This is a genomic window from Tenacibaculum sp. M1.3A, from assembly GCF_057732375.1.
In genome coordinates, this window is record NZ_JBYJEF010000007.1 from 50,887 (window position 1) to 68,535 (window position 17,649).

At 30.1% G+C, this 17,649-nt stretch carries 22 protein-coding genes; 9 read left to right on the forward strand and 13 right to left on the reverse strand.

Annotation, left to right across the window (positions count from 1 at the left end; all coding sequences use genetic code 11):
* Positions 1–14: 14 nt before the first annotated feature.
* The 5 genes from yidD to AC28QF_RS11030 all read right to left on the reverse strand — a co-directional run bounded on the left by yidD (position 15) and on the right by AC28QF_RS11030 (position 4,430).
* Positions 15–248, reverse strand: a complete 234-nt coding sequence (gene yidD / locus AC28QF_RS11010) for a membrane protein insertion efficiency factor YidD (RefSeq protein ID WP_488201996.1) — start codon at positions 246–248, stop codon at positions 15–17.
* A complete protein-coding gene (gene cysS, locus AC28QF_RS11015; protein WP_488201995.1) occupies positions 249–1,730 on the reverse strand; it encodes a cysteine--tRNA ligase in 1,482 nt (493 codons plus the stop codon).
* 97 nt (positions 1,731–1,827) lie between these two features.
* Complete coding sequence (locus tag AC28QF_RS11020; protein ID WP_488201994.1) at positions 1,828–3,354, reverse strand: hypothetical protein; 1,527 nt, start codon at positions 3,352–3,354, stop codon at positions 1,828–1,830.
* On the reverse strand, positions 3,335–3,889 hold the full coding sequence (locus AC28QF_RS11025; RefSeq protein ID WP_488201993.1) for a hypothetical protein: 555 nt from the start codon (positions 3,887–3,889) through the stop codon (positions 3,335–3,337). The genes AC28QF_RS11020 and AC28QF_RS11025 overlap by 20 nt, the downstream gene beginning before the upstream one ends.
* A complete protein-coding gene (locus tag AC28QF_RS11030) occupies positions 3,882–4,430 on the reverse strand; it encodes an RNA polymerase sigma factor (protein ID WP_488201992.1) in 549 nt (182 codons plus the stop codon). Before AC28QF_RS11030 ends, AC28QF_RS11025 begins: the two co-directional genes overlap by 8 nt.
* A gap of 100 nt (positions 4,431–4,530) precedes the next feature.
* Here AC28QF_RS11030 and meaB point away from each other — a divergent pair, with 100 nt between their 5' ends.
* The 7 genes from meaB to katG all read left to right on the forward strand — a co-directional run bounded on the left by meaB (position 4,531) and on the right by katG (position 12,094).
* The gene (meaB, locus tag AC28QF_RS11035; RefSeq protein WP_488201991.1) at positions 4,531–5,616 is read left to right on the forward strand and encodes a methylmalonyl Co-A mutase-associated GTPase MeaB; all 1,086 of its coding nucleotides are present in this window, start codon (positions 4,531–4,533) and stop codon (positions 5,614–5,616) included.
* Between the two features lie 41 nt (positions 5,617–5,657).
* Positions 5,658–5,999, forward strand: a complete 342-nt coding sequence (locus AC28QF_RS11040; protein ID WP_488201990.1) for a tRNA-binding protein — start codon at positions 5,658–5,660, stop codon at positions 5,997–5,999.
* A 68-nt stretch (positions 6,000–6,067) separates the two neighbouring features.
* On the forward strand, positions 6,068–6,478 hold the full coding sequence (locus AC28QF_RS11045) for a hypothetical protein (protein ID WP_488201989.1): 411 nt from the start codon (positions 6,068–6,070) through the stop codon (positions 6,476–6,478).
* Positions 6,479–6,483: 5 nt separating this feature from the next.
* Positions 6,484–7,137, forward strand: a complete 654-nt coding sequence (locus AC28QF_RS11050; RefSeq protein ID WP_488201988.1) for an FISUMP domain-containing protein — start codon at positions 6,484–6,486, stop codon at positions 7,135–7,137.
* A 140-nt stretch (positions 7,138–7,277) separates the two neighbouring features.
* Positions 7,278–8,510 carry an imidazolonepropionase gene (gene hutI / locus AC28QF_RS11055; RefSeq protein WP_488201987.1) on the forward strand — a complete coding sequence of 411 codons (1,233 nt, stop codon included), beginning with the start codon at positions 7,278–7,280 and terminating at the stop codon, positions 8,508–8,510.
* A 1-nt stretch (position 8,511) separates the two neighbouring features.
* On the forward strand, positions 8,512–9,519 hold the full coding sequence (locus AC28QF_RS11060; RefSeq protein WP_488201986.1) for a formimidoylglutamase: 1,008 nt from the start codon (positions 8,512–8,514) through the stop codon (positions 9,517–9,519).
* 334 nt (positions 9,520–9,853) lie between these two features.
* Entirely contained in the window at positions 9,854–12,094 is a 2,241-nt protein-coding gene (gene katG, locus AC28QF_RS11065) for a catalase/peroxidase HPI (protein WP_488201985.1), read from the forward strand.
* Between the two features lie 109 nt (positions 12,095–12,203).
* On the opposite strand, the gene AC28QF_RS11070 is transcribed toward katG, so the two are convergent.
* The 8 genes from AC28QF_RS11070 to AC28QF_RS11105 all read right to left on the reverse strand — a co-directional run bounded on the left by AC28QF_RS11070 (position 12,204) and on the right by AC28QF_RS11105 (position 16,375).
* Positions 12,204–12,959, reverse strand: a complete 756-nt coding sequence (locus AC28QF_RS11070; RefSeq protein ID WP_488201984.1) for a LytR/AlgR family response regulator transcription factor — start codon at positions 12,957–12,959, stop codon at positions 12,204–12,206.
* Between the two features lie 80 nt (positions 12,960–13,039).
* Positions 13,040–13,330: a 2TM domain-containing protein gene (locus AC28QF_RS11075; protein ID WP_488201983.1), complete on the reverse strand. Its 291-nt coding sequence runs from the start codon at positions 13,328–13,330 to the stop codon at positions 13,040–13,042.
* A 9-nt stretch (positions 13,331–13,339) separates the two neighbouring features.
* On the reverse strand, positions 13,340–13,666 hold the full coding sequence (locus tag AC28QF_RS11080) for a 2TM domain-containing protein (protein ID WP_488201982.1): 327 nt from the start codon (positions 13,664–13,666) through the stop codon (positions 13,340–13,342).
* Positions 13,653–13,967, reverse strand: a complete 315-nt coding sequence (locus AC28QF_RS11085; RefSeq protein ID WP_488201981.1) for a 2TM domain-containing protein — start codon at positions 13,965–13,967, stop codon at positions 13,653–13,655. Before AC28QF_RS11085 ends, AC28QF_RS11080 begins: the two co-directional genes overlap by 14 nt.
* A gap of 2 nt (positions 13,968–13,969) precedes the next feature.
* Positions 13,970–14,290: a 2TM domain-containing protein gene (locus AC28QF_RS11090; protein WP_488201980.1), complete on the reverse strand. Its 321-nt coding sequence runs from the start codon at positions 14,288–14,290 to the stop codon at positions 13,970–13,972.
* A gap of 1 nt (position 14,291) precedes the next feature.
* Positions 14,292–14,588: a 2TM domain-containing protein gene (locus AC28QF_RS11095; protein ID WP_488201979.1), complete on the reverse strand. Its 297-nt coding sequence runs from the start codon at positions 14,586–14,588 to the stop codon at positions 14,292–14,294.
* Positions 14,578–15,912 (reverse strand): 2TM domain-containing protein, encoded by a 1,335-nt coding sequence (locus AC28QF_RS11100; protein ID WP_488202424.1) that lies wholly within the window; start codon positions 15,910–15,912, stop codon positions 14,578–14,580. The genes AC28QF_RS11095 and AC28QF_RS11100 overlap by 11 nt, the downstream gene beginning before the upstream one ends.
* 46 nt (positions 15,913–15,958) lie before the next feature.
* A complete protein-coding gene (locus AC28QF_RS11105; protein ID WP_488201977.1) occupies positions 15,959–16,375 on the reverse strand; it encodes a DUF2141 domain-containing protein in 417 nt (138 codons plus the stop codon).
* A gap of 153 nt (positions 16,376–16,528) precedes the next feature.
* Between AC28QF_RS11105 and AC28QF_RS11110 the strand changes: the two genes are divergently transcribed.
* A complete protein-coding gene (locus tag AC28QF_RS11110) occupies positions 16,529–17,023 on the forward strand; it encodes an RNA polymerase sigma factor (RefSeq protein WP_488201976.1) in 495 nt (164 codons plus the stop codon).
* Between the two features lie 3 nt (positions 17,024–17,026).
* Positions 17,027–17,635 (forward strand): hypothetical protein, encoded by a 609-nt coding sequence (locus AC28QF_RS11115; protein ID WP_488201975.1) that lies wholly within the window; start codon positions 17,027–17,029, stop codon positions 17,633–17,635.
* Positions 17,636–17,649: the final 14 nt, after the last annotated feature.

Below are 17,649 nucleotides of genomic sequence, written 5' to 3' on the forward strand. Positions count from 1 at the left end.
CGAGGTAACAATTATTATTTCTTTTTTTCAGGCACTGGATCGTAACCACTTCCACCCCATGGATGACAGCTAAAGATTCTTTTTGTTGCCAACCAACTGCCATAAAACAATCCGTGTTTTTGTAATGCTTCAATTGTGTAACTAGAGCATGTTGGCGAATACCTGCATGTTGCTGGTGTAAATGGTGAAATGGCTGTTTGATAAAACCGCACCAATAATATAAACGGATATGTGAATATTTTTTTCAATTAATTAACAGAAAAACTCGTTCCTTCTTTTCCGTCTTTTAACTGAATTCCTAATGCTAATAATCTATCGCGAATTTCATCAGAGAGTGCCCAATCTTTGTTTTCACGTGCTTCTTTTCGCATTTGAATTAGCATTTCTACTACTCCACTTAATTTATCAGAATTATTTCCTTCAGAAACTTCGTTCATCAATCCTAAAACATCAAAAACAAACGCTTTCATTGTTGCTATTAAATCCTCTAAATCATCCGAAGTTAAACTAGCGTTTTGTTCTTTTATTTGATTTACAGCTTTTACGGCTTCAAATAAATGAGAAATTAATACAGGTGTATTAAAATCGTCATTCATGGCTGCATAACATTCTTTCTTCCATTTCTGAACATCAAAAGTTGAAGTATTTCCTGCTTCAATCTTATCTAAGAAATTTACAGCATCCATTAATTTGGTATGTCCTTTTTCTGATGCTTCTAAAGCTTCACCAGAAAAATCAAGAATGCTTCTGTAGTTCGCTTGCATGTTAAAGAAACGTACCACACTTGCTGAAAATGCTTTTGGTAAAATTTCGTTTTCACCAGATAAAATCTCGTTCGGCAAAATAAAATTCCCTGTTGATTTTGCCATTTTCTGGCTATTTAACAACAACATATTGGTATGCATCCAATAGTTAACTGGAGTAACACCACTACAAGTTTGAGATTGAGCTATTTCACATTCGTGATGTGGAAATTTTAAATCCATTCCACCACCGTGAATATCAAATTGTTCTCCTAAATACTTTGTACTCATTACCGAACATTCTAAATGCCAACCAGGAAAACCATCACTCCAAGGAGAAGGCCAACGCATAATATGGCGCTCATCGGCTTTTTTCCAAAGGGCAAAATCTTGTGGATTTTTCTTATCTGACTGTCCGTCTAAAGTTCGTGTATTGTGAATTGCGTCTTCTATTTTTCTACCAGAAAGGATTCCGTAGTTACCAGTTTCGTTGTATTTTAAAACATCAAAATAAACCGAACCGTTTACTTCATATGCCAACCCTTTTTCCATGATTTCTTTAATCATTTCAATTTGTTCAACAATATGACCTGTTGCGGTAGGCTCGATACTTGGCGGTAAAAAATTGTAATTCTTTAAAACATCATGAAAGTCTACAGTATACTTTTGTACCACTTCCATTGGCTCAATTTCTTCTAAACGTGCTTTTTTAGAAATTCTATCTTCTCCTTCATCTGCATCGTTTTCTAAATGCCCAGCATCGGTAATATTACGCACATAACGCACTTTATAACCTAAATGTAAAAAATAACGATATACCACATCAAAAAACATAAATGTACGCACGTTTCCTAAATGGGCATTGCTATATACGGTAGGACCGCAAACGTACATACCTACATATCCATCGTTTACAGTTTTAAAAGGCTCTTTAGTTTTTGATAAAGAGTTGTATACTTTTAATTGATTTTCTTTATATAATTTCATCGAAAAAGTGGCTATTTACAGATGCTAAAGATAGGCACTTTATAAGGAATAATGAAATGGAATTTACTTGTAAAAAGTAATATTTTTTTTATAATCTTTATTCATACTTTTTAAGTGTTAAATGACTATGTTTTCCAGTGATTTTAACCTTCTCATCATTAGATTTAATACTAAAACTTCCATTAACCTCCTTTTTTACTAGATCATTAACATTAAACTTCATAGCAGCCTTTTTAGGATATAAATGTGATTTATCTTCTATAGTATAATTAAGGTTTTGTTTTATTGATTGCATATTTATATTTGCTTCTGATAAATTTAAACCTACATGAAATGTATCATAATTTGGTTGAATTTTTGATATTGTTAACTCCCCAAACTTTGTATTTATTATTACATTTTCATAAATATTATTAATAATTAATTTTGATGAATTAGTATTTAATGTAGAGTTAGTAACCGATGCTACATGAGCATCGGTTACATTATTTAAAAATAATTTAGTAGTATTTAATGAGTTTATTGCAACTGGCGAATATGATATGTTTAATTCGCCTCCGTTTAAAACATCTGCATTAAAAGTACCGTAGCTAACTTTTCCTGAAGCTTTTGTTTTTGGTAATTTTACTTTACAATGGCGTGTATTTAAATCGAAGGTTGCATTTTTAGGTACTTTAATATTTATTTTCTTGGTTACTTTTACTTTTTTTCCGTTTACAGTAACTGTTCCTGATTTATTCAAAAAAATAAAATCTAATTTGCTGTTTTTAAGTGATTCCTGGGCTTTCCTTAATGCTTCTTTAATTTCTTTCGAGTATTCTTTTTCAGACAAACGAGATTTCTGTAACATTTCTATAGCGTTTTTACGAGCTTTTTTTCTAGATTCCTCAGCTATAGCTCTGTGTTTACTCGACGTTTCTCTGCTTTTCAGCATCGTTAAACGACTTTTTCTCATTGTTTCTTTACTCTTTTTAATACTTTCTTTAAACTTCTTATATTTTTTACTTTTCTTAAACTTCTCCCATTCTTTTTTTGACTTTATAGTAATGCCGTTAACTCCATCTTTCCACTGAAAAAAATAATTCTCACCATCTTTGGCATACTTATCAAAATCGAACTCCATATGATCTAAATCAGATACTATTTCTTCAAAGTTGATTTCAGGGATTTCAATTCCCGACATATCAGGCATTTCTGGTAATTCAGGCATCTCTGGCAATACAATAATATTCGATCCATTGGTATTGTAATGATAAACGTTAGCTTTATTGTTTTTTGACGAATTAAAAAATATTATATCATCTGTATTTAAAGAATGAAAACTATTGCTTTTAGCATTAATTTGTACTTTACTTTTATTACCTAAAGCTTCAAATTTCCAATTTTTAAAGTACTTTTCAGCCTCAGCTTTATCTAGTCCTTCTATTTCTATAACTGCCTCTACAGAAACTTCATTTTTATTCCATGTAGTTACATTTACATCCGCATTAGAAGCATTAATATTAACGATTACATCTTTATTTGTTTTAAAGTTTTCGCTAAACTTCTTATCGTACTTCTGAGCAAACACAACACTTGTTGCGAGTAATAAAAAAGTACTTATTTTAAATTGTTTGAATGTCATTTTGAGTTGGATTTTTAAGTTCATTTAATTGTTTTTGCATACGTTTTAACAGCTGTAAACGCAATTGCAGGTTTCCAATCAATGCATTGATCGTATTATCGTTAATTCCTTTTTTATTGAGCTCTTCGGTTAACGATTTATATTCGTTGGTTAGCTCACCTATTTTGGCAAAATAACCATCAAAAAATTCTTTAGTATCATCAGTTAATTCTAACTGACTTAATTCGTAGTTTATCGTATTTATATAATACGATTCTATTGTTTTTAATTCTGGCGAAATAGTACCTAAACTAATGGTATTTGTGCTGTTATTAATTTGTGTATTTATATTTTCTGACGGATAAAATGTTATTCCTAACCCTAACAATATTACAATTGATGCTGCTGCATATAACCATTGAAATGATTTTTTTTCTGATGATTTATCATGTAATTCGTCCATCATTTTTTGTTGAAAACGTTGCCTATGATTTGTTGATAACTTTGCGTTATCTTCACTATTATTTTTTAATATTTCTCTAATATCTTTAGACATTATATACTGCTTTTAATTGTTCTTGCACTTTCTTTTTACCTCTTAATAAATGAGTTCTAGATGTTGATTCAGAAATTCCTAATATTTCGGAAATCTCTCCATGATCATAACCTTCTAGCAAAAACAAGGTTAATACTACGCTGTATTTATCTTTTAATTTTTGAATGCAGCTTATAATTTCTTGGTATGAAATAACGGTTTCCACCTCCCAATTATCATCTGCTGTTATTTTTGTTGTTTCTTCATTTATAGCTACAAACTCTAGCTTTTTCTTTTTTAACCAATCAATACTTTGATTAATTACAATGCGTTTTAACCAAGCTCCGAATAAAACCTCCCCTTTATACATTTTAATATTTTTAAAAGCTTTTATAAAAGCTTCTTGCATAATATCTTCCGCTATAAATGTATCTTTTACATAACGATTTGCAACAGTAAGCATCGCTTCGCAATACAAATCATACAACTGCATTTGTGCTTTTGCATCGTTGTTTTTACACGCATTTATAATTGATTGATGTAACTGTTTGGTCGACTTCATTATTGATTTCTTATACTAAAGACGATACTTTTTAAGCTTCGTTGCATTTTGCTGAATTTTTATTTCTAAATTTACGTTATTATTTCGTTTTTACTAAAATATGGCTAATATCAACAAATCTGCTCTTTCTGAAAAAGATGGTGTTTCTCAACCAGAAACAACCAGTAAATCAGCTGCTGAAAAAATAAAAATAAGTAGAAGAAAAAAGGCTGACACTCCTAAATATATTCGTGAAATTTTAGCAGGTAGTATTCCTTTTTTAAGCAGAGCAATTACTTTGGTTGAAAGCACCAATACTAAACACCAACAACAGGCTAATGAAATTTTAGAAGCTTGTTTACCACACGCAAACAAATCGGTAAGAATTGGTATTACGGGTGTTCCTGGAGTTGGAAAAAGTACATTTATTGAGGCTTTTGGTAAGCACTTAACTTCGTTGGGTAAAAAAGTAGCTGTTTTAGCTGTAGACCCAAGTAGCTCTATTAACAGAGGTAGTATTTTAGGTGATAAAACTAGAATGGAAGAATTGGTTACCGATAAAAATGCGTTTATAAGACCTTCTCCGTCAGGAACTTCTTTAGGTGGTGTTGCTCAAAAAACACGAGAATCTATTATTTTATGTGAAGCCGCTGGTTTTGATACTATTATTATAGAAACCGTTGGCGTTGGGCAGTCTGAAACTGCTGTACATTCTATGACCGATTTCTTTTTATTATTAAAACTTGCCGGTGCTGGTGACGAATTGCAAGGTATAAAACGAGGAATTATTGAAATGGCTGATGCCATTGTTATTAATAAAGCGGATAGCGGTAACGAGAAAAATGCAAAAATTGCAAAAGTCGAGTTCAACAGAGCGTTACACTTATATCCACCAAAAGATAGTGGTTGGCAACCTAAAGTTTTATTAGCAAGTGCGCTACATAATAAAGGTATTGCTGACGTTTATAAAATGATTAACGAGTATATAACCTCAGCAATTAATACTTTTTATTTTCAACAAAAAAGAAATGATCAAAATAAATACTGGTTATTAGAAACAATCAATCAGAAGTTAAAAAGTAATTTTTATAACAATTCTGAAATAAAAAATTTACTTAAAGAAGAGTTTAAAAAGTTAGAAAACGGAAAAACAACACCGTTTACTGCAGCCAACAGGTTATTAAATAAAAACTATGGAAACCCATAATGGGCAGTTGGTTAAAATACTACCTGTAATAATAAACATTTATGAAAGAGAATGCTTTAACTTGGAATGATTTTACAAAAGTAGAAATGCGCGTAGGCACAATACTTTCTGCCGAAATTTTTAAAGAAGTAAAAAATCCTGCTTATAAAATGCAAATAGATTTTGGCGAATTTGGCATTAAAAAAACTTCTGCTCAAATTACAAAACTATACGTTCCAGAAGAATTAATAGGCAACCAAATAGTAGCTGTTATCAACTTTCCTAAAAAACAAATTGCCAACATAATGAGCGAATGTTTGGTATTAGGTGCTGTTGGCGAGCAGCATGAAGTAACGCTTATTTCCCCTGAAAGAAAAATTAAAAACGGAACAAGAATTGGATAGTTTTAAGTAAGTCCATTCTGTCTTTTAAATAAAATATTATAGTTCTTTACTTTCCATAAACCAACATTATGACAATAAACAGCACTACAATTACAAAGGGATTTATTATTGCCGGATTAATGAACGCAACAGTTCTTATTTTTTCGAAGTTTTTCACGAATACTGTTATTAACGAAGCTGATCCAGTCGTAATGTCTAATTTCGGACTCTTAATGATACTTATTTGGGGATTGGCATATATGAGTATTGCAAAGAATTACACCAAAGTAAAGTGGCTTGTAGGTGCTTTTGCTATTGAAAAACTTATTTATGGTTGTATTTGGATAAATTGGATACTTAACAATACTATTTCTAATGTTTTTGAAAAAGACCTAATGGCAGGTGCGTTTTTTGCTATTTACGGAGTAAATGATTGGTTATTTTTCATCTTTTTCACCACCATATTTATTCGTTTATTAAAAATTAAAGACCATATTTAAAAAACATGAAACTAGTCCCTTTCATTATTTTAAGTTTTTTATGTATTAGTTGCAACAACGATAAGAAAAAAACAAATAATTCTAAAAATGATAATCAAGTAAATACAATTACTGATTCTCGTGACGGACAAGTTTATAAAACCATAAGTATTGCCAATAAAGTATGGATGGCAGAGAACTTACGATACAACACTAATGGCTCTATAATAAATCCGAACAATCCCTCTAAAAACTATGGTAGATTGTATACTATAATTTCTTTAAAAGATGCTTGTCCCAAAGATTGGCATCTTCCTTCTGATAAAGAATGGGATGCTCTAGAAATTGCCCATGGCATGCCTACTTATTTTATAGGCAAAGGTGGCTGGCGGGGTAATCATGCAATTCATATGAGAGCTAAAAATTCTTGGAATGACAAAGATAACAACACCAATAAACTACAATTTAATATTTTACCTGCAGGATATTTTGCTTCTGGCAAAATGGGACTTCAAAAAGGGTTTGAAGGCTTAGGCTATGCAGCTGCCTTTTGGTCATCAACAGAAAAAAAAATTACTACTGCCCGATTTATGTTTAACGAGAAAACATTTATTAATAAATGGGAAGACAAAAATAACGATACTGGCGCTGCTTTATCTTGTCGATGTATAAAAAATTAATCCCACATTTTTCTCAATTATAAATATTTATTAGACCGTTTAAATTATGTTCTTAGGTTTTTAACAAGTATTCTCATTTAAAAACTATAGCTTTTATTGTTTTTAACGTAAGTTTGTGTAACAAATTTCATAAAACGATAATGACAACATTATTCATAAATATCAAAGAATTAATTCAGGTTAGAGAAGTTAGTGTTAAGAAAGTTTCAGGAAAAGAAATGAGTATTTTACCTACTATAAAAAATGCTTTTCTATTAATTAAAGATGATAGAATTCTAGATTTTGGTACGATGAATAATTTATCTGCGAAAGCAGATAAAACTATCGATTGTACCGGTAAAATAATTCTTCCTACTTGGTGCGACTCTCACACTCATATTGTATATGCTGGTAACAGAGAACAAGAATTTGTTGACAGAATTAACGGATTAACCTATGAAGAAATAGCTAATAATGGTGGCGGAATTTTAAATTCAGCCAAGAAACTTCAAGAAACTTCAATAGAAGATTTGTATGAGCAATCAGCAGTTCGTATAGAAGAGGTTATGAAACTTGGTACTGGTGCTGTTGAAATTAAATCTGGTTACGGATTAACTGTTAATGCTGAATTAAAAATGTTATGTGTTATTAAAAGATTACGCGAAAACTACAACCTACCCATCAAAGCTACATTTTTAGGAGCCCACGCTTTTCCGAAAGAATACAAAGAGGATAAAAATGGTTACATCAATTTAATTATTAATGAAATGTTGCCCAAAATAGCTGAAGAAAAATTGGCTGATTTTATAGATGCTTTTTGTGAAACCGGTTATTTTTCGGTAGACGATACAGATAGAATTCTAGCAGCAGGTAAAAAACACGGATTAATACCAAAAGTACACGTAAATCAGTTTACAACTATAGGCGGAGTTCAAGTTAGTGTGAAACACAATGCTTTATCTGTAGATCATTTAGAGGTTATGAGTACAGATGATATTAATGCCTTAAAAGGAACAAGTACAATGCCTGTAGCATTACCGTCTTGTTCTTATTTTTTAAGCATTCCCTATACTCCAGCTAGAGATATTATAAATGCGGGATTACCACTAGCTTTGGCTACCGATTTCAATCCAGGTTCTACACCTTCTGGTAATATGAATTTTGTAGTTGCAACTGCCTGTATTAAAATGAAAATGACACCTGAAGAAGCTATAAATGCAGCAACTATAAATGGTGCTTATGCCATGAATTTATCTGATGAAGTTGGAAGTATTACAAAAGGTAAAAAAGCTAATTTTATCGTTACAAAAGAAATTTTAAGTTACGGAGCCATTCCTTATAATTTTGGTTCTGTATTAATTGATACGGTATTTATTAACGGTAAATCAATTTAATATGTTACAGTTATTTACGCAAAAAAACATTAATGATTTTGTAAATCCTCGTGAAGGAGAAGCAAAATTAGGGCAATCTGTACAAGTAATTTCTACTATTGATAACCTTAAAAAAGCTACTGCTAAATTTGTTATTATTGGGGTACCAGAAGATATTGGTATAAAAATGAATTACGGTAACGGTGGCGCACACACCTCTTTTGCTCCTGCTTTAAAATCATTTCTAAATACTCAGAAAAATCAATTTATAAAAGGAGAAGATATTCTTGTTTTAGGTTATATAGATTATCTTGACGAAGTTTCTAATTTTGATGGATCTGATAGGGAAAAAGGTGATTTACTTGTAAAAGCCATAGACAAAAAGCTATCTTCTGTTATTAAAATAATTATTGAAGCTGATAAAATTCCGATTGTAATTGGTGGCGGACATAATAACGCTTATGGAAATTTAAAAGGTTTATCCGAAGGAAAAAATCAACCTATAAATGTTATTAATTTAGATGCACATACCGATTTACGTCGTTTAGAAGAACGTCATAGCGGCAACGGATTTTCTTATGCTATTGAACACAATTATTTAGAAAAATATTTTATGTTTGGCTTACACGAAAACTACACTCCGCAATATGTTTTCGATTATATTCATAGCAATACAAGTATTGATTATAATACTTATGAAGAGTTAGAAATTTACAAATCAATCCCGTTTGAGAATGAATTATTACGCGCTAAGAATTTTATTCAAGATAAGCCTTTTGGTATTGAAATAGATTTAGATTGTATACAAAATTTTCCGAGTAGCGCTATGACTCCTTCAGGATTTACATCGCAACAAGCAAGAGAGTTTGTTTACTATTTTGCTAAAAATGCCAACGCAAGTTATATTCATATTTGTGAAGGTTCTCCTACTACTGTTCAAGATCCTTCGGCTATAAATCAAGTTGGTAAATTTATTAGTTATTTAATTTCTGATTTTATAAAAGCAAAGCAATCGTCACTTGTTAAATAATAAGCAATTTATTTTGTTCTAATTTATCTAAATAACAAACAGCATTTTATATTCATCAATTCTGTTTTTAAACCTTTCGTGCACCCTTTCTTTCTAATTATTACTTTTTATCAGCATAATAATGTAATGTTGTTTTTTTGATAATCTCTGTCTAATATTTATTAAAAATTGCTTTTCCAAACCTTCGAACATATTATATATCAATACAAAATAAATTAACTATAAAATATTTCTATAATAAAATAAATTATTATACTGACTAATAAAGTTTTACAAATAATAGTTTATTAAATTTGGATATTATAATTTATTAACTTCATAAATACTTTCATAAATGGAAAACGAAAAAAATTCAAACTCACTAAATAATGAAAGCAAATGCCCCATGCACAAAGACCAAAAAGAAAGTGTTAAGGTTACACCTTCTGGTAAATGCCCTATAATGCATAGAGGTAATACAACTACAAAATCAGCTGTTACAGATTGGTGGCCTAATGCACTAAATCTTGATATTTTACATCAACATGACACAAAAACAAATCCTTTAGGAGAAGATTTTAACTACCATGAAGAACTAAAAAAACTAGATATTGAATCTTTAAAAAAAGATATGCATATTTTAATGACAGATAGTCAAGAATGGTGGCCTGCAGATTGGGGGCATTACGGAGGTTTATTTATCCGTTTATCTTGGCACTCTGCTGGCTCTTACCGAATATCTGATGGTCGTGGTGGTGGTGGATCTGGTAACCAACGCTTTGCTCCTTTAAATTCTTGGCCAGATAATGCTAATTTAGACAAAGCAAGACGATTGTTATGGCCTATCAAGAAAAAGTATGGTAATAAAATTAGCTGGGCCGATTTAATTATTTTGGCAGGTACTATTGCTTATGAAAACATGGGCTTAAAAACTTTTGGTTTTAGTTTTGGCCGTGAAGACATTTGGCAACCAGAAAAAGATACTTATTGGGGAGCAGAAAAAGAATGGCTAGCACCAAGTGATGAACGCTATGAAAATGTAGATAAACCAACAACGATGGAAAATCCTTTGGCTGCTGTACAAATGGGGCTAATTTATGTGAATCCAGAAGGTGTTAATGGAAAACCAGATCCTTTAAAAACAGCAGCTCACGTACGTGAAACATTTGCTCGTATGGCAATGAATGATGAAGAAACAGTTGCTTTAACAGCTGGTGGTCACACTGTTGGTAAAACACATGGTAATGGTGATGCTAGTATTTTAGGCCCAGATCCTGAAAGTGCAAATGTAGAAGAACAAGGTTTTGGTTGGCACAACCCAAACAAATCAGGAAAAGGTCGTGATACAGTAACAAGTGGTCTGGAAGGAGCCTGGACTACACACCCTACAAAATGGGATGATGGTTTTTTTCAAATGTTGTTTAATCATGAATGGCAATCTGTTAAAAGCCCTGCGGGTGCTTGGCAATGGGAACCTGTAACGATTAAAAAAGAAGATAAACCAAAAGATATTGAAGATGCTACTATTCGTCATAACCCAATGATGACTGATGCAGATATGGCTATGAAAGTAGACCCTATCTACAAGGAGATCTCTTTGAAATTCATGAAAGATCAAAAATATTTTTCTGAAACATTTGCGCGTGCTTGGTTTAAACTAACTCATAGAGACATGGGACCTAGCGCAAATTATTTTGGTACAGACTTACCTAAAGAAGACTTACTTTGGCAAGACCCAATTCCCGCAGGAAATACTAATTATGATGTAAATGCTGTAAAGAAAAAAATTGAGGAATCAAATTTAACCATTTCAGAAATGGTAGCAACAGCATGGGATAGCGCTCGTACCTTTAGACAGTCTGACAAACGTGGCGGAGCCAATGGAGCACGTATTCGTTTAGCGCCTCAAAAAGATTGGGAAGGAAATGAGCCAAAACGTTTGGCTCGTGTTTTAGCTGTTTTAGAACCTATTGCTTCTCAGTTTGATATTAGCATCGCTGATATTATTGTTTTAGCAGGAAATATTGGTGTAGAAAAAGCTGCTAAAGCTGCAGGTTTTAACAAAACTGTTCCTTTCTCACCAGGTCGTGGAGATGCTACTGATAAGATGACAGATGCAGCATCTTTTGAGCCTTTAGAGCCTTTAGCTGACGGATATCGTAACTGGAGTAAAAAAAACTATGTAGTAAGTCCTGAAGAGTTGATGCTCGATAAAACACAACTAATGGGTTTAACTGCACCAGAAATGACAGTTCTTGTAGGTGGTATGCGAATGTTAAATACAAATTACAACAATACAAAACATGGTGTTTTTACTAACACTGTTGGAAAATTAACGAATGACTTCTTCGTAAACTTAACAGATATGACTTATTCATGGAAACCTATCGCTGATAATTTATATGAAATTTGTGATAGAAAAACAGGTAAAGTTGTTTGGACAGCCACTCGTATGGATCTTGTTTTTGGTTCTAATTCTATTCTTAGATCATATGCTGAAGTTTATGCGCAAGATGATAATAAAGAAAAATTTGTTAACGACTTTATAAAAGCATGGGTAAAAGTAATGAATGCTGATAGATTTGACTTAAAATAAAAATAATCTCTTTTTTATAAAATAGTAGCTCACATTATGCTTAGCTTTAGCTAACATGCAATCTTTAATAATGTGAGTTACTTTTTATAAATTATAGTATAAATAATTTTTAATCAATCCAATTTTTAAACTCTTTTACACGCTCTCTACTTACTATTATTTCTGATTCAGTATAAGAATGTAATATTAACTGTAATCGTGAGTTTGTGTATGAAATAATATCTTTTATAGCATTAATATGCACTATAAAAGTTCTGTTTACTCTAAAAAAATGTTCTGGATTTAATTGCTCTTGCCAATGCTCTAATGAATCGTCTATTAAATAATTTCGATTAGAGTTTGTGTGAATATAAGTTGCTTTATTTTCTGAATAAAAACACTCAATTTCATCAACATGTATGATTTTTATATGCTGACCAACCTTAATTGTAAATCGTTTTTTAAATTTTCTATCAACCGGGTTTATAAGTAGTTTACGAATATCATCAATATTAACTTTTACTTCAGATTTTTTAGTTTGATTTTCTTTAAATTTATCTACCGCAACCATTAATTCGTCTTCATCTAAAGGCTTTAACAAATAATCAATTGAATTTAATTTAAATGCTTTTAATGCATATTCATCGTATGCAGTAGTAAAGATAATGGCAGATTTAACTTCAACTTCTTCAAAAATCTCAAAAGATAATCCGTCTGATAATTGAATATCTAAAAAAATTAAATCTGGGTGTTTATTGCTTTGAAACCAATTAATAGATTCTTCAACAGAATGCAACATTGTTTTAACGTCTATATCTAGTACAGATAGCATTCTATTTAATCGCCTCGCTGCTGGTTTTTCATCTTCAATAATTATTACATTCATTATTTACTATGTGTTTTTGATATTTAATACCTTAAAAATTGATTTAAAAATATTTTAACAAACATATTAAAATTACATTTTTATTTATCTTCCTTTTTCATTAATTCTTTTATTTTTCTTTTCTCCCAATTATCTCCAAAACCTAATAAATTAAATCCAAATACTCCCAACCAGTGAAAAAAAAGACCTGTTCCCCAGCCAAAAACAGAAAACCAAAACCAATGAAAATGTGGAACAAACGTTAAGTTTATAAAAATAATTACTGGTATTATTAAACTATAAACTGTTAAATGAACATAAAACCCTTTTATCTGTTTTACTCTTTTTTTTGCTTTAAAGTAACGTTGTTCTTCTGTAAAGTTAGCTTCCATTCTTAACTATTATTTTTCATTCATATATTGTTTTATCTTTCGCTCTTCCCAGTTTTTACTAAACAGGTTTTGTTTACTATACACTTTTACACCGTGTATTACCAAAATAATTCCCCACCAAAAGAAAAAACGATAATTCTCTATATCAAACAAAGCTTCTTCAATTGAGTCACCTAATTTAATATCTTTATAAATTCGACGTGCTATAAAAAACAAATTCACTAGTATATACACAAATAAGTGTTTGTAAAATTGTTTAATTTCTTCTACTTTTTTTTGAGCTATCAGATATTTTTCTGAGTAATTATTAGTTTCCATATTCTTATTTTTCTTCATTCATAAATTCATTTACCTTTTTGTTTTCCCAAGTATCAAGAAAAGTAATTTTACTTTTAAAAACATACAAACCATGAATTAAAACACCAAAAGCCCATAATAAAGAGTTTACCCAAATATTAGCTCGTATCCACTTTAAAGTTCCTGTATTATGAATATGATTTTCAAAAAAATTAAATATTGTATTCGAAAAAACCGCTAATACAGCCATCATAATTACAAAAATTTGCAAATGGTTATAAAAATTCTTGATTCTTTTTACTTTTTTTTCTGCTTGTAAATAGTTTGTTTCAGATTTCATAATTAAAATTTTTTATCGTCCATATATTGTTCTATCTTTTTTTTCTCCCAATCTTTTCCGAAGAATAAATTAGATCCAAAAACTCCTAACCAATGAAAAAACAATCCTATTCCCCAAAATAACCAAGTAGAATACGTACCAAAATTTGTAACTGCTTCTATAAAATTATAGGCACCATCATTCATTAATCCAAATACAATAACTGATGATATAAATATATTTATAACAATAAAAACTGCTAAGTGAATGTAAAAACCTTTTATTTTTTCTACTCGCTTTTTTGCAAGTATGTATTTTTGCTCTTCAGTATAATCTCTTTCCATCTTATTTATAGTTATTTTCTTGGTTCATTAATTCTTTAATCTTTCGCTCTTCCCAGCTTTTAGTTAAACCTGTCTTGTTAAACCCAAAAACATTTAACCAATGGCAAAAAACACCTGTTCCCCACCCTAATGCAGAAAACCAAAACCAATGAAAATGTGGTTCGAATTTTAAGTTTACAAAAATTATTACAGGTATAATAATACAGTATATTGCTAAGTGCGTATAAAACCCTTTAATTTTTTTTACTCTTTTCTTTGCTTGTGTATACTTTTGCTCCGCTATATATTTATTTTCCACCTTGCTTATAATTTTTATCGTCCTTCATCATTTCCTTAATCTTACGCTCTTCCCAATTTTTTCCTAAGAAAATATTGTAATTATTTACTTCTAAGAAATGAAAAGTTAGGCCTACTCCCCAACCAAAAACGGGAAACCAAAACCAATGAAATTGTGATGAAAATCTTAAATTGATAAATATTAAAAAAGGAATTACAATACAATAAGATGCTAAATTTTGATAAAATTCTTTTAATTTCTCTACCTTTTCTACAGCTCTTACATACTTACTGTTTTCTATATTATTTGAATTGTATGACATATTATTTGTTTTTGTTAACAGCGGTAAACTCACTGTAAATGTTTTATTATTGTTTTTAATTTCTACCCGTTCATCGGTTATTAAACCATAACGATCTGCAATATTTCTTAGGCCTACCTTTGTACTTTTTCCTATTGCTTCTTTAGGATTAACCGTATTTTGAATTTGTAAAAAACCATCTTCTTCAAAAATGTGAATTTGTAAAGGTTTAGTTGATGAAACTACATTGTGCTTTACTGCATTTTCGAGTAATAATTGTAATGACAATGGCACTATTTTTAAATCTGAATTACTTACCGTGGTTGGAATATTAAATTGCACAGCATCTTCAAACCTCATTTGTAATAACTCCATATATGTTTTTGCAAACCTTAATTCTTCTTCTAACGGAATTAATTCTTTGTTTCGTTGTTCTAAAACATAGCGATATACTTTTGATAATTTGGTAGTAAACCTTTCTGCTTGCTTTGGATTTTCGCCTATTAAAGAGGTTAAAACGTTTAAACTATTGAATAAAAAATGCGGATCTAACTGACTTTTTAAAGTTTCAAACTTTGCGCTTTCTGTTTTCGCTACAATTTCATGGTGTGTAGTTTCTTGTTTTAACGAAGCTTTCCAATTAATCATAAAACTACGAGCATGAAAAAAACTTGCAATGCCTAAAGAAATTATGATAGCAAATAAATGAGACCACAATAATTTTCCATCAAAAAAACCAGAAAAATCATGCTTAAAAATTAATACATATTGTATGTAATGAATTAATAAAACCGCTATAATAGTGTAACAAATGGTTGCAATTACTCCAGCCCAAACTCTTTCGTTCGTTTGTGTAGCCCAGTTCCATCTAGTATTTAAATAATTATTAATTATTCCGTTTCCTAAACCTAATACAAAAGAATACATTGCTGAAAATAAAAATACAACTGCAGCTCCTTTAATGGTAAATTGCTGATTTATGATTGTAAAAATTACTCCAAAAATTATCGTAAGTTTTAAACATACTAAAAAATCTTTTTTCAAACTTATAAATGTATTAGATGTATATTTTTCCATTGTTATCTTATTGCTAAAATTTAATTTTTAAAGATACATTTTTATCAGCAACCGTAAATTTTGCTTGTTCGTATTGTGGCGGTCCATAAGGATTAATTACATTGTTTGAAGATCCGTAATCTTCTAGTGGCATTCCGTTTGGTTTAAAATCCATTTTATCATTACTATTTTTATCATGAAAACAAATAACAGCATATTCCCCTAGTGGCACATCTTTAAAAACAAAAGTACTTTTACCTTCCTTTATTATAGTTGATGCTGCTTTTATTGGTTTTTTCCTGAAATCATCTTTAGTATATAAAGCATAACTTATTTTACCTAAGTCTGAAGTCGCATTTACAACTGTTACTTTTATTTCTTTATTCTGAGCTGTTAACTCTGCTACTATAAAAAGTTGTACTAGTATTAATGCTGCTGTTAAAAATTTCATGATTCTTCTTTTTTATTGATTAATTACACTTCAAATATGCTACTGATCTATCGTTTTTAAAACTAAAAACAACTGAACTGTATTTTTTTTAGGACGAACTGTAACAATTCGTATTTTTGAGCTACTTATAACTAATCAACTGTAAACAACTTAGTGGAAAAGAAACTAGAAAATAAATTTTTATCTGATTTTGAAGCCAATCAAAACATTGTGCATAAAATTTGTAGGCTTTATACTACAAATCAAGATGCTCATAACGATTTGTTTCAGGAGGTAACAATTCAACTATGGAAAAACTACAGTAAGTTTAGAGGAGAGGCTAAATTTAGTACATGGATGTATCGGGTGGCTTTAAACACCGCTATTTCTTTATACAGAAAATCTACTAGAACTGTAAAGACACAAGATATTACCGACTATGCTTTTAAAATTAAAGCCGTTGATTATGATGAAACAGAAGAGTTACAATTAAAAGCACTTTACAATGCCATTAGAAAACTAAATGACATTGACAAAGCACTAATATTTTTATACCTAGAAGACAAGCCTTATAAAGAGATATCTGTAACCTTAGGTATTAGTGAAGTAAACGCTCGTGTTAAAATGAACAGAGCAAAAGAGAAATTAAAAAAAGTATTAAACCCATAATAAATGGATTTAGATAAATATAAAAAAGCATGGGATAATCAGCCTCAAGAAACAGATACTGTTTCTAAAGTTGATATCTATAAAATGGCACATTCAAGGTCATCATCAATCGTAAAATGGATTTTTATTATTGGAATATTAGAGTTTATACTCCTAAATTCAATCTATTTTTTTGTTGATATGGATGCAGCTAACAAAGAATATGAAAAAATAGGTTTAGGTGGTTTTGTATTTTATTCTCAGATAATAGCTTACATAATATTATTTTATTTTTTAATAAAATTTTATTTAAACTATAAGCGTATTTCAGTTACAGACTCTACAAAAGAATTGATGATTAAAATTGTAAATACCAGAAAAACAGTTAAATATTATGTTTTATTTAACTTATCGTATTTATTTATAATTTCTGTTGCCGTTGCTATTGCAACCGTTAAATCTCATCCAGAGTTTACCAATTCAAAAATGCTAGTTTTCATTATAGTAACCATTGTTATTTCGTTAATAATGTTAGTATTATTATGGTTGTTTTACCAGTTAATTTACGGTATTTTACTACGTAAACTAAATAAAAACTATAAAGAATTATCTAAATTTGACAATTTGAATTAAGTTCTTAAAAAAGA